This window comes from Actinomadura sp. GTD37 (assembly GCF_041951365.1).
In the GTDB taxonomy this organism is placed as follows: Bacteria; Actinomycetota; Actinomycetes; order Streptosporangiales; family Streptosporangiaceae; genus Spirillospora.
Window position 1 is genome coordinate 1,252,964 of record NZ_JBGNUS010000001.1, and the last position, 12,946, is coordinate 1,265,909.

A 12,946-nucleotide genomic window follows, 5' to 3' on the forward strand; every position below is an offset into this window, starting at 1 on the left:
ATGAGCGAACGCGTGCGTTACCGGGTGCTCGGCGTCTCGATGGTCATCGTGATCGTCCTGCTGCTGGCGCTGACCGTGGCGCTGTACAACAAGGCGTTCACGCCCGTGACCGAGGTGTCGGTGAAGGCCGAGCGGGCGGGGCTGCAACTGCTCCCGCACTCGGACGTGAAGGTCCGCGGCCTGATCGTCGGCGAGGTGCGCGGCACCGACGCGACCAGCGACGGCGCGACGCTGCACCTCGCGCTCGACCCGGGCAAGGCGAAGCTGATCCCGCGGAACGTGCAGGCGCGGCTGCTGCCGAAGACGCTGTTCGGCGAGAAGTACGTGGACCTGGGCATCCCCGAGCAGCCGGCCCCGCTCGGGCTGCCCGCGGGCGCGGTCATCCAGCAGGACCGCTCGCAGACCGCCATCGAGATCGACAAGGTGCTGAACGACCTGCTGCCGCTGCTGCAGGCGGTGAAGCCGGCGGAGCTGAACTCGACGCTGAACGCGCTGGCCACGGCGCTGCAGGGCCGCGGGGACCAGCTCGGCCGCAACGTCGAGCAGGCCGACGCGCTGCTGGAGAAGATCAACCCGCAGCTCGGCACGCTGGTGCACGACCTGAACGGCCTGGCGGACGTGTCCGACATCTACGCCGCGGCGGCGCCCGACCTGCTGCAGACGCTCCGCAACATCAACGTGACCAGCCGGACGATCACCGACAAGAAGGCGACGATCGAGCAGCTGATCCCCGCGACGACCGCGCTGGCGCAGGACGGCGACGTGTTCATGCGGCACAACGGCCCGAAGATCATCGGCGTGAACATCGCGAACCGGGACGTGGCGAGCCTCGTCGCCCGCTACTCGCCGTCGCTGCCGTGCGTGTTCGCCGGGCTGATGAAGCTCAAGCCGGAGGCCGAGCGGGTGGCCGGCGGCGGCGGGTCCAAGACCTTCAACCTGACGGTCGAGATCGTCAAGCCGCGGCCGGGCTACAAGCACCCGCTGGACCAGCCGGAGGCCAAGGACCAGCGGAACCCGCGCTGCTACGGCCTGCCGAACCCGAAGAAGCCCTTCCCGGACTACCTGGCGCTGGACGGCACGCAGGACGACCTGTGGTGGAAGAACCCCGACGACCCGAACGGCGGGGGCGGCAGCCGCGGCCGGGCGCTGTCGAACGTGTTCGTCGACACCGGCTCGCTGACCCCCGAGCAGCAGTTGAAAAGCGTCCTCGGACCGCTGACGCGGACCCCCGCCGATGAGCTGTCGGACGTGTCGCAGCTGATGTTCGGGCCGCTGCTGGGCGACGGATCGGTGGTGACGATCAAGTGAAGACGACGAGCGCGGCGATCAAGCTGCTGACCTTCGTGGTCATCACCTCGGTGGCCACCGGCGTGCTGGCGATGACGATCTCCAACATGCGCTTCCGGGACACCCGCGAGTACAAGGCGGTCTTCTCGGACGTGACCGGGCTGCTGGACAACGACGACGTCCGCGTCGCGGGCGTCCGGGTCGGCCAGATCGAGTCCATCAAGCTCTACAAGGGCGACAAGGCCGAGGTGACGTTCAGCATCGAGCAGGACGGCCCGCTCAAGGCGGGGCTGCCGTCGACCACGCAGGCGCAGATCCGGTACCGCAACCTGATGGGCCAGCGGTACCTCGCGCTGGCCGATGGCGCGGGGCAGGCCAACGACTACCTGAAGCCGGGCGCGACGCTCCCGATCGGGCAGACCAAGCCCGCGCTGGACCTGACGACGCTGTTCAACGGCTTCCGCCCGCTGTTCCGCGCGCTGGAGCCGAAGGACGTCAACACGCTGGCGATGCAGATCATCCAGGTGCTCCAGGGCGAGGGCGGGACGATCAACAGCCTGCTCGCGCACGTCGCGTCGCTGACCAACACGCTCGCCGACCGGGACCGGGTCATCGGCCAGGTGATCGACAACCTGAACACCGTCCTCGGCACCATCGACGATCGGCACGACCAGGTCGACCAGATGGTGCGGGACCTGCGCAGCTTCGTCAGCGGCGTCTCCGGCGACCGCAAGGCGATCTTCGACTCGGTCGCGGCGCTCAACGACCTGACCGGCACGACGCAGGACCTGCTCTCGGACGCCAGGCCCGACATCAAGGACGACATCGCCGGGCTGCGCAAGCTCGCCGGGACGTTCGCGGCCAACGGCGACGCGATCGACGGAGGGCTCAAGCGGTCGCCGAAGCGGCTGGAGGGGCTCGTGAACATCTCGTCCTACGGCTCCTGGTTCAACATGTACATCTGCGGTCTCGACGCGCGGGTGCGGCTGCCGGGCGGACCGGTCTACCAGACGCCGGCGATCGTGAACGAGAACGCGAGGTGCAAGTAGATGAGGATCTCGTTCCGGGAGCGCAACCCGGTCCCCATCGGGCTCTCCGCGTTCGCGATCATCGCCGTGCTGCTGGTGCTGGCGATGAACCTGGAGAGCATCCCGTTCGTCGCCGGAGGCAAGACGCACACCGCCTCGTTCAAGGAGGCGGCGGGGCTCAGGGCCGACGAGGAGGTCCGCATCGCGGGCGTCAAGGTCGGCAAGGTCACCGCCCTCGACCTGGACGGCGACCACGTCAAGGTCACCTTCCGGGTGGACGACGGCGTGCGGCTCGGCGCCCGCACCGAGGCCGGCATCAAGATCAAGACGATTCTCGGCGCGCACTACCTGGAGCTCACCCCGCGCGGCGCCGGCCGGCTCGGGCGCAGCATCCCGATCGAGCGGACGCACACCCCGTTCGAGGTCGTCCCCGCGATCAGCGAGCTGAGCCAGCGGGTCGGCGCGATCGACGTCAAACAGGTCGCGAAGTCGTTCGACGTGCTGTCGGACACGTTCAAGAACTCGCCGGAGGAGGTCCGGGCGTCGCTGCAGGGCCTGCGTCGGCTGTCCAACACGGTCGCGTCCCGCGACGACGAACTGCACGAGCTCGCAGGCAAGGCCAAGGACGTGTCGGAGCTCCTCGCCGACCGCAACCAGGACTTCGCCAAGCTCGTCCAGGACGGCGACAAGGTGCTCCAGGCGGTGCAGGCGCGCCGCGCGGTCATCCACCAGCTGCTGATCAACACGGTGACCCTGTCCCAGCAGGTGAACGCGCTGATCAAGGAGAACGAGAAGCAGCTCCGGCCGATGCTGAACAACCTCGCCCAGGTCAACCAGATCCTGCTGAAGAACCAGAACAACCTGGACCGGGTCCTCCAGCTGTTCGCGCCGTTCGCGCGGCAGTTCTCGGACGTCACGGGCACCGGGCGCTGGTTCGACTCCTGGATCCAGAACCTCCTCCCGATCCCCGCCTCCATCCAGGACGCCCCCGGGAGCGGCGGGGCGGCGACGAAGAAGCAGGGCGGCCAGACCGGCAACCAGACCGGCAACCAGAGCAACAACCCGTTGCCGTTCCTCCCGTGAGCAGGCAGGTCACAGTGCGCAACTCAGGAACCATCCTCCGCATCGGCGGCGCGGTCATCGCCGTCGCAGTGCTGGTGGCCGCGCTCCTGCTGATCCTCCAGGAGCCGGAGCAGCGCCGCATGACGGCGTACTTCACCAAGACCGTCGGCCTGTACAAGGGCGCGGACGTCCGCATCCTCGGCATCCCGGTCGGCGAGGTCACGAGCGTCGAACCGGTCGGCGACGCGGTCAAGGTCGAGCTGGAGTACGACGCCAAGTACAAGGTGCCCGCCGGCGCGCAGGCCGTCATCATCAACCAGACGCTCGTCGCCGACCGCTACATCCAGCTGACGCCGGTCTACAAGGGCGGCGCCGTCCTCGCCGACGGCGCGACGCTGACCACGAGCCGCACCGCCGTCCCGGTCGAGGTCGACCAGGTCAGCGGCAGCCTGAGCGACCTCACCGAGGCGCTCGGCCCGCAGGGCGCCAACGCGCCCGGCGCGAACGGCCAGCAGGGGTCGCTGTCGCGGCTGCTGCAGGTCGGCGCCGCGAACCTGGACGGCCAGGGCGAGGACATCCGGCAGACGATCGCGGACGCGTCCAAGGCGCTCAGCACGCTGAGCACCGACCGCGGCGACGTCGCCGCGACGATCAAGAACCTGCGGGTCATCACCGACGCGATGAAGGCGAACGACCAGCAGATCAAGTCGTTCACCGGGCACCTCAACGGGGTGTCGGCGCAGCTCTCGGGGGAGAAGGAGGAGCTGTCCGCGGCCCTCAACACGCTCGCCCCGACGCTGCGGAACGTGCAGCGGTTCGTCAAGGACAACCGCGGCGAGCTGGCCGCGAACGTCCGGCAGCTCGCCCAGATCACCGGCGTGCTGGTGAAGGAGAAGGACGCGCTCGGCGAGATCCTCACCGCCGGCCCGCTGGCCGTGAACAACCTGGCCCGCGCCTACGACCCGATCAGCGGCACCATCCACACCCGCGACAACTTCCGCCAGTTCCACGACCTGGCCGACTGGATCTGCTCGCTGGCGTACTCGGTGGGCACGCCCGCCAAGGAGTGCCTGGACTTCGTCAAGCCGTACAACGGCATCGGCAAGGCGCTCACGGGCTTCAGCCTGGACCTGTCCTGGATCACCGCGCTGACCACGCACTACGACCCGGTGCCGATCCCGCCGGACGCCTACGGTCCGCGGGGCGGGGCGGGCGGCAAGACGAACAAGACGAACGCCAAGACGAACAAGACCGCGACGTCCGGGGCGCGCACCGGCAAGCCCGGGGACCTCAGCGCGCTGCTGCCGGGAGGTGGCCGATGAGCAGGAGACGGCCGATGCGCCGCGCCCACCTGCTGGGCGCCGCCGCGATCGCCGCCGCGACGGCCCTGTCGGGCTGCTCGTTCAACGGCGTGGAGTCGCTGCCGCTGCCCGGCGGCCCCGACCTCGGCTCCCACCCCAAGACCGTGAAGATCGAGTTCGCGAACGTGCTGGACCTCGTCCCGCAGTCGGCGGTCAAGGTCAACGACGTGTCGGTGGGCAAGGTCGACGACATCACGCTCGCCGGCGGCACGGCCGGGCAGGGCGGCTGGCACGCCCTCGTCACCGTCAAGATGCGCGGGGACGTCGAGCTGCCCGACAACGCGATCGCTACGGTCGGCCAGACGAGCCTCCTCGGCGAGAAGTTCGTGCAGATCGAGCCGCCGCGCGACGAGGCGCCGATCGGGCGGCTGGCCTCCGGCGACCTCATCCCGCTGAACCGCACGTCCCGCGGCACCGAGATCGAAGAGGTGCTGTCGGCGATGTCGCTGCTGCTGAACGGCGGCGGGCTGGAGCAGGTCTCCACGATCAGCCACGAGCTGCAGGCCGCGATGGGCGGGCGCGAGTCCACCATCAGGTCGGTGCTGGACCGGGTCAACACCTTCGCCGGGACGCTGGACCGCAACCGCGCCGCCATCACCCGGGCGCTGGACAGCATCGACCGGCTGACCGGCAAGCTCGCGGACGAGCGCAAGACGATCCAGGACACCATCGACGAGACGGGCCCCGCGATCGGCGTCCTCAACCGCAACCGCGCCGACCTCACCAAGATGCTGGTCGCGCTGAACAAGCTCAGCCGCACCACCACCTACGTCATCGACCGGTCGAAGGCCGACCTGCTGGCGAACCTGCGGGACGTCGACACGATCCTGCGGAACCTCAACAAGGCCGGCAGCGACCTGCCGAGGTCGCTGGAATCGCTGATCACGTTCCCGTTCCCGGCCACGTTCGAGAACGTCATCGAGGGCGACTACGGCAACGTGCGGCTGACCGTCGACCTGGACTTCGAGTCCATCGCGCGCAACCTGCTCGGCGGCACCGACCTCGAAGGCATGCTCGGCAACGGCGCGCAGATGCGCAACATGCTCCAGGTGCCGAACGTGACGCTGCCCGACTCGCCGCTCGGCGTGCTGCCGCAGACGCCCGGCGGCGTCCCCGGCCTGCCCGGGCAGTCGACGCCGACCTCCAAGAAGACGCCGACACCGACCAAGACGTCCGGTACGCCCATGCCGCAGCGGACGGGCGCGCTCGCCCCCGAATCCGGTGACGGCGGCCTGCGGACCCTGATGACGGGGGGCCTGTCGTGATCCTCAAGCGCGGCGTCATCGTCCAGCTGATCGCGTTCGCCGTCATCACGGTCGTCGGCGTGGCGATCGTCTCGGTGAACTACATCGGGCTGGGCCGCGACGTGCTCGGCAAGCAGTACGTCGCCTACGTCGACCTCACCGACTCCGGCGGCGTGTTCACCAACGCCGAGGTCACCTACCGGGGCGTCCCCGTCGGACGGGTCGGGCCGATCGAGCTGACCAAGGACGGCATCCGCGTCAAGCTGCTCCTCGAACGCGGCCAGCGGATCCCGCGCGACGGACTCAAGGCCGTCGTCGCGAACCGGTCCGCGGTCGGCGAGCAGTACGTCGACCTCGAACCCGTCAAGAAGGGCGGGCCCTACCTCGACGACGGCGACGCCTACACGATCCCCAGGGACCGCACCACGCTGCCGGTGTCCACCGCCGAGCTGCTGCGCAACGTCGACTCGCTCGTCGGGTCGGTCAACACCAAGGACCTCGGCGTCATCGTGGACGAGCTGGACAAGGCGTTCTCCGGCTCCGCCGAGGACCTCCAGTCGATCCTGGACGACACCGACCGGCTCCTGAAGACCGCCGACGAGGCCTACCCCGACACCAAGCGGCTCCTGGACAACAGCGTGACCGTCCTGGACACCCAGCGTGGGCAGGCCGCCAACATCCAGGGCTTCGCGCGCAACCTGAACGCGCTCACCACGTCCCTGCGCAACGACGACCCCGCCCTGCGCAAGACCATCGACAACGCGCCCGGCGCGGTGGACGAGACGCACAAGGCCATCAACCAGCTCGCGCCGACGCTGCCCACCCTTCTGGCGAACCTCACCACGACCGGCCAGATCATCACGTCCCGCCAGGCCGGGCTCCGGTCGCTGTTCGTCCTGTACCCGGTGTCGGTCGCGGGCGCGTTCACCGTCACCCCCGGCGACGGAACCCAGCACCTGGGCCTCGCGCTCAACATCGACGCCCCGGCCGCCTGCACCGACGGCTACGAGAAGGTCAAGCACCGCTGGCCGCAGGACACGTCCCCGAAGAAGCCGCGCCTGGACGCCGGGTGCAAGGCCCCCAACGACGCGCCCACCGCGGTGCGCGGCGCCCGCAACTTCCCGAAGAACGAGATCCTGCCGTTCCCGCAGGTCCCGGCGGGCGCCACCGCCGGCGCGGGCTTCCCCGAGGGGGGCGCCACCGGCACCGGCGACGACGGGAAGTCGCAGGCCGAGGGCGAGAAGGACGGTAAGACGAAGGCCGCGGCGGTGGCTCCCACAGGCCAGCTCGCCGACGGTCAGCTGACCTTGTCGTATCCGGCAGATTCAGTGGAATTCGCTGGATACGATCCTACGACCGGTGCGGTCTACGGGCCCGATGGCAAGCGATACGTGATGCCGCGCAGCGCCGGAACCCGTCAGTTGGGAGAAGAATCCTCGTGGAAGTGGCTCCTGCTCGGACCGCTGAGCCAGTGAGGCGGACACGGTGAGGCGCCGCCTGCCCCTGGTCACCGCCCTCTCGCTCAGCGTCATCGTGGTCGGCCTGGCCATCGCGGCCGGCTGGCTCGGCGTCGTCACCCTGCGGAACAAGGACGAGGCCGACCAGCGGGCGAAGGCGATCCAGTCGGCGCGGCAGATGGGGGTCAACCTCATGACCCTCGACGCCGCCACCGCGCAGCGCGACCTCGACCGCATCGTGTCGGGCACGACCGGCGACCTGAAGAACAAGCTCGCGAGTCAGTCGAACTCCTTCATGCAGCAGGTGACCAAGGCCAAGGCCAAGTCGACGGTCAGTGACGTCGAGGCCGCCCTGGTCTCGATCGACGACGACTCCGCCGAGGTGATGGTGTCCCTGAACGGCACCGTCACCAACGACAAGGTGCAGAACGGTACGCCGCAGGGCTACCGCTACCAGATGGACCTCACGCGGGTCGACGACCGCTGGCTCGTGTCCGGACTGGAGGTTGTCCCGTGACGATGCTCGGCCGGGGCAAGCGCTCCGCTGCGGACAAGAAGAAGCCCGGCGGCAAGCCGGACGACAAGGACGACAAGTCGGATAAGTCGGACATGGCGACGAAGGCGGAGGAGGCCGCCGAGGCCGCCCGCCTGGCGGAGGAGGCCGCGGCCAAGGCCCGCGAGGCCGCCCGCCTGGCCCAGATGGCCGCCGACGCGGCGGCCGAGGCCGAGGACGCCGAAACCGAGGACGCCGAGGACGGGGACGCCGACGAACCGGACGACGCCCCCAAGTCCCTGGAGAAGCCCAAGGCCCCCCGGAAGACGTCCAAAGCCGCACCCGACCCCGAAGACGCGCCAGAGGCCGAATCAGAGCCGTCTGAAGCCGGTTCCGTCGCCACGGAGCCCTCCGAGGCCGCCACGGCCGACGTCGAGGACGCCGACGCCGACGCCGACGCCGACGCCGACGAGGACGAGGACGAGGACGAGGAGGGCGACGACGAGGAGCCGGCGAAGTCCAAGCGCCCGACCCTCAAGAAGACGGCCAAGGCCGACACCGACGACGAGGACGGCGAGGACGGCGAGGACGGGCCCCGCCGGTCACGTCTCGGCGGCGCCGCGACGGTGATCGCCGTCCTGGTGGTCCTGACGGTCGCGCTGGGCGTCGGCACCACGATGCTCTACCTCAAGGTCGGCGAGCAGAAGGCGGCCGACCAGGCGAGCAAGGAGGCGTCGTTCGCCTCGTCCCGCGCGGCGCAGAAGCTCTCCTCGTACGACTACCAGACGCTCGACGCCGACCTGAAGTCCGCGTCCGCCATGACGACGGGCAAGCTGCACACCGACTACGAGAAGCTCGCCCAGGAGCTCAGGACCGTGGCCGTTCAGCAGCAGGCCGTCTCCAACACCACGGTGATGAAGGTCGGCGTCGTGAGCGCGACTCCCGACAAGGTGGTCACGCTCGTCTACGCCAACCGCTCGTCCGCCACCAAGAGCGACAAGCAGCAGCGCCTCCCCGAGCCGCTGCGCATCAAGATGACGATGGTGCAGAAGGACGGCAAGTGGCTTGCCTCCGAACTGACCGTCATCTCCTAGCCCGCAGAGTCCGACACACCCCGTGCCCTCACCCGAGGTCACGGGGTGCTCTCTTGGGCGAACAGGCCGCACGACCACGCCGAACCCGCACGGTGGCGCGAGGATCGGCCGCCTCGCGACGGGGGACGCGGGGGTTCGTCACCCCGGTAAACTATGGCGTTCCTCACTGCAGGTCAGGGCACGAAAAGTCCAAGTCCGCTCTTGACTGAGAGGCGCTGAGGGGCGATGCTCCATGGCAACGTGATGCATACTGCGGCGCTAGAGTTGCGAGCGGTGTACCGGTCGGCTACACTGCCCCTTTGCGCTGCCCTCTGACTATCCACGTGTGAGTGCACCCCTGCAGGGGTCCGTCATGGACCCCGAAACACCAGGTCTCGGACGTGGATCGTCTGGCGTGCGTGTCGTCAGTTACGCCGCGAGCCCTCGGAAGGACCACTCTTGGCAGCCTCGCGCAACGCCTCGAATACCGCAACCGGTCCGCACCGCGTCTCCTTCGCGCGCATCAAGGAGCCGCTCGAAGTCCCGGACCTCCTTGCACTGCAGACCAACTCCGTTGACTGGCTGCTGGGCAATGAGAGGTGGAAGGCCCGGGTCGAGGCGGCCCAGAAGGCCGGAAGTAAGAGCGTCCCGACCCAGTCGGGGCTGGAGGAGATCTTCGAAGAGATCAGTCCGATCGAAGACTTCTCCGGAACCATGTCCCTCTCGTTCCGCGACCACCGGTTCGAGCCGCCCAAGTACTCCGTCGAGGAGTGCAAGGACAAGGACATGACCTACTCCGCTCCGCTGTTCGTCACGGCGGAGTTCATCAACAACACCACCGGTGAGATCAAGAGCCAGACGGTGTTCATGGGCGATTTCCCGCTCATGACCCCGAAGGGCACCTTCATCATCAACGGCACCGAGCGCGTCGTCGTCTCCCAGTTGACCCGGTCGCCCGGCGTCTACTTCGACCGCGCCCTCGACAAGGCGTCCGACAAGGACATCTACGGCTGCCGGGTCATCCCGAGCCGCGGCGCCTGGCTCGAGTTCGAGATCGACAAGCGCGACAACGTCGGCGTCCGCATCGACCGCAAGCGCAAGCAGCCCGTCACCGTGCTGCTCAAGGCGCTCGGCTGGGACGAGGCGCGCATTCGCGAGCGCTTCGGCTCCTACGAGTCGATCAACGTCACCCTGGAGAAGGACCACACGTCCGGCCAGGACGACGCGCTACTCGACATCTACCGCAAGCTGCGTCCGGGCGAGCCGCCGACGCGCGAGTCCGCGCAGACGCTGCTGGAGAACCTGTACTTCAACCCGAAGCGGTACGACGTCGCCAAGGTCGGCCGCTACAAGATCAACAAGAAGCTCGGCCTCGACCTGGAGATGCGGCAGGGCACCCTCACCGAGGACGACATCGTCGCCACGGTCGAGTACCTCGTCCGGCTGCACGCGGGCGAGGAGGAGGCCACCCTCGGGGCCGTCCCGGTGCCGATCGAGGTCGACGACATCGACCACTTCGGCAACCGGCGCCTGCGCACCGTGGGCGAGCTCATCCAGAACCAGGTCCGGCTGGGCCTGGCCCGCATGGAGCGGGTCGTCCGCGAGCGGATGACCACCCAGGACGTCGAGGCGATCACGCCGCAGACCCTGATCAACATCCGGCCGGTCGTCGCCTCCATCAAGGAGTTCTTCGGCACCAGCCAGCTGTCGCAGTTCATGGACCAGACCAACCCCCTGGCCGGACTCACGCACAAGCGGCGGCTGAACGCCCTGGGTCCCGGTGGTCTGTCGCGCGAGCGGGCGGGCATGGAGGTCCGCGACGTCCACCCGTCCCACTACGGCCGCATGTGCCCGATCGAGACGCCGGAAGGCCCGAACATCGGCCTGATCGGCTCGCTCGCCGCGTTCGGCCGGGTCAACCCGTTCGGATTCGTCGAGACCCCGTACCGCAAGGTCACCGAGGGCGTCGTCACCGAGCAGATCGACTACCTGACCGCCGACGAGGAGGACCGGTACGTCATCGCGCAGGCCAACTCCCTGCTGAACGACGACGGCACCTTCGTCGACGACCGCATCCTGGTCCGCCGCAAGGGCGGTGAGGTCGAGCTCGTCCCGGACCGCGAGGTCCAGTACATGGACGTCTCGGCGCGGCAGATGACCTCGGTCGCCACCGCGATGATCCCGTTCCTGGAGCACGACGACGCCAACCGCGCGCTGATGGGCTCCAACATGCAGCGCCAGTCCGTCCCGCTGCTGCGCAGCGAGGCGCCGCTGGTCGGCACCGGCATGGAGTACCGCGCGGCGACCGACGCCGGCGACGTCATCACGGCCGAGAAGGCCGGCGTCGTCGAGGAGGTCTCCGCCGACTACGTGACCGTCATGAACGACGACGGCACGCGGAACACCTACCGCGTCGCCAAGTTCAAGCGGTCCAACCAGGGCACCTGCTTCAACCAGAAGCCGATCGTCGAAGAGGGCGCCCGGGTCGAGGTCGGCCAGGTCATCGCCGACGGGCCGTGCACCGACAACGGCGAGATGGCGCTCGGCAAGAACCTCCTCGTGGCGTTCATGCCGTGGGAGGGCCACAACTACGAGGACGCCATCATCCTCAGCCAGCGCCTGGTGCAGGACGACGTCCTCTCCTCGATCCACATCGAGGAGCACGAGGTCGACGCCCGCGACACCAAGCTCGGCCCCGAGGAGATCACCCGGGACATCCCGAACGTCTCCGAGGAGGTCCTCGCCGACCTCGACGAGCGCGGCATCATCCGCATCGGCGCCGATGTCGTCCCCGGCGACATCCTGGTCGGCAAGGTCACGCCCAAGGGCGAGACGGAGCTGACCCCCGAGGAGCGGCTGCTGCGCGCGATCTTCGGTGAGAAGGCGCGGGAGGTCCGCGACACCTCGCTGAAGGTGCCGCACGGCGAGCAGGGCAAGGTCATCGGCGTCCGGGTGTTCTCCCGCGACGACGGCGACGAGCTCCCGCCCGGCGTGAACGAGCTGGTCCGGGTGTACGTCGCGCAGAAGCGCAAGATCACCGACGGCGACAAGCTGGCCGGCCGGCACGGCAACAAGGGCGTCATCTCCAAGGTGCTCCCCGTCGAGGACATGCCGTTCATGGAGGACGGCACCCCGGTCGACATCGTCCTGAACCCGCTGGGCGTCCCCGGGCGCATGAACGTGGGCCAGGTCCTGGAGACGCACCTCGGCTGGGTCGCCTCCCGCGGCTGGAAGGTCGAGGGCGACGACGCCGAGTGGAAGCGCGCGCTCAAGGAGATCGGCGCCGACGAGGCCGCGCCGTGGACCAACACGGCGACACCGGTGTTCGACGGCGCCCGCGAGGACGACGTCACCGGCCTCATCACGAGCACGCTGCCCAACCGCGACGGCAACCGCATGGTCGAGCCGGGCGGAAAGGCGCGGCTGTTCGACGGCCGCACCGGCGAGCCCTACCGCGACCCGATCTCGGTCGGCTACATCTACATCCTCAAGCTGCTCCACCTGGTCGACGACAAGATCCACGCGCGGTCGACCGGCCCGTACTCCATGATCACCCAGCAGCCGCTCGGCGGTAAGGCCCAGTTCGGCGGCCAGCGCTTCGGTGAGATGGAGGTCTGGGCACTGGAGGCGTACGGCGCCGCCTACGCGCTCCAGGAGCTGCTGACCATCAAGTCCGACGACGTCCTCGGCCGCGTGAAGGTGTACGAGGCCATCGTCAAGGGCGAGAACATCCCCGAGCCCGGCATTCCCGAGTCCTTCAAGGTGCTCATCAAGGAGATGCAGTCGCTGTGCCTCAACGTCGAGGTGCTGTCCAGCGACGGCATGTCCATCGAGATGCGCGACACCGACGAGGACGTCTTCCGCGCCGCGGAGGAGCTCGGCATCGACCTGTCCCGCCGTCCTAACGAGGGCGCGATGAGCGTCGACGAGGTCTGAGAACT

Annotated in this window: 9 protein-coding genes; all 9 read left to right on the top strand. The window is 68.9% G+C overall.

Annotated features, from left to right (window positions below):
- Complete coding sequence (locus ACA511_RS06110) at window positions 1-1,308, top strand: MCE family protein (protein WP_375023060.1); 1,308 nt, start codon at window positions 1-3, stop codon at window positions 1,306-1,308.
- Window positions 1,305-2,336: an MCE family protein gene (locus tag ACA511_RS06115; protein WP_375023061.1), complete on the top strand. Its 1,032-nt coding sequence runs from the start codon at window positions 1,305-1,307 to the stop codon at window positions 2,334-2,336. The genes ACA511_RS06110 and ACA511_RS06115 overlap by 4 nt, the downstream gene beginning before the upstream one ends.
- Window positions 2,337-3,398, top strand: a complete 1,062-nt coding sequence (locus ACA511_RS06120; protein ID WP_375023062.1) for an MCE family protein — start codon at window positions 2,337-2,339, stop codon at window positions 3,396-3,398.
- On the top strand, window positions 3,395-4,699 hold the full coding sequence (locus ACA511_RS06125; protein WP_375023063.1) for an MCE family protein: 1,305 nt from the start codon (window positions 3,395-3,397) through the stop codon (window positions 4,697-4,699). The genes ACA511_RS06120 and ACA511_RS06125 overlap by 4 nt, the downstream gene beginning before the upstream one ends.
- A complete protein-coding gene (locus tag ACA511_RS06130) occupies window positions 4,696-6,003 on the top strand; it encodes an MCE family protein (RefSeq protein WP_375023064.1) in 1,308 nt (435 codons plus the stop codon). Before ACA511_RS06125 ends, ACA511_RS06130 begins: the two co-directional genes overlap by 4 nt.
- Window positions 6,000-7,457, top strand: a complete 1,458-nt coding sequence (locus tag ACA511_RS06135) for an MCE family protein (RefSeq protein ID WP_375023065.1) — start codon at window positions 6,000-6,002, stop codon at window positions 7,455-7,457. Before ACA511_RS06130 ends, ACA511_RS06135 begins: the two co-directional genes overlap by 4 nt.
- A 10-nt stretch (window positions 7,458-7,467) precedes the next feature.
- Window positions 7,468-7,956 (top strand): hypothetical protein, encoded by a 489-nt coding sequence (locus ACA511_RS06140; protein ID WP_375023066.1) that lies wholly within the window; start codon window positions 7,468-7,470, stop codon window positions 7,954-7,956.
- Window positions 7,953-9,026, top strand: coding sequence for a hypothetical protein (locus ACA511_RS06145; RefSeq protein WP_375023067.1), 1,074 nt, complete (start codon window positions 7,953-7,955; stop codon window positions 9,024-9,026). Before ACA511_RS06140 ends, ACA511_RS06145 begins: the two co-directional genes overlap by 4 nt.
- A gap of 438 nt (window positions 9,027-9,464) precedes the next feature.
- Window positions 9,465-12,941, top strand: coding sequence for a DNA-directed RNA polymerase subunit beta (rpoB, locus tag ACA511_RS06150; protein ID WP_375023068.1), 3,477 nt, complete (start codon window positions 9,465-9,467; stop codon window positions 12,939-12,941).
- The last annotated feature ends 5 nt before the right edge of the window (window positions 12,942-12,946 follow it).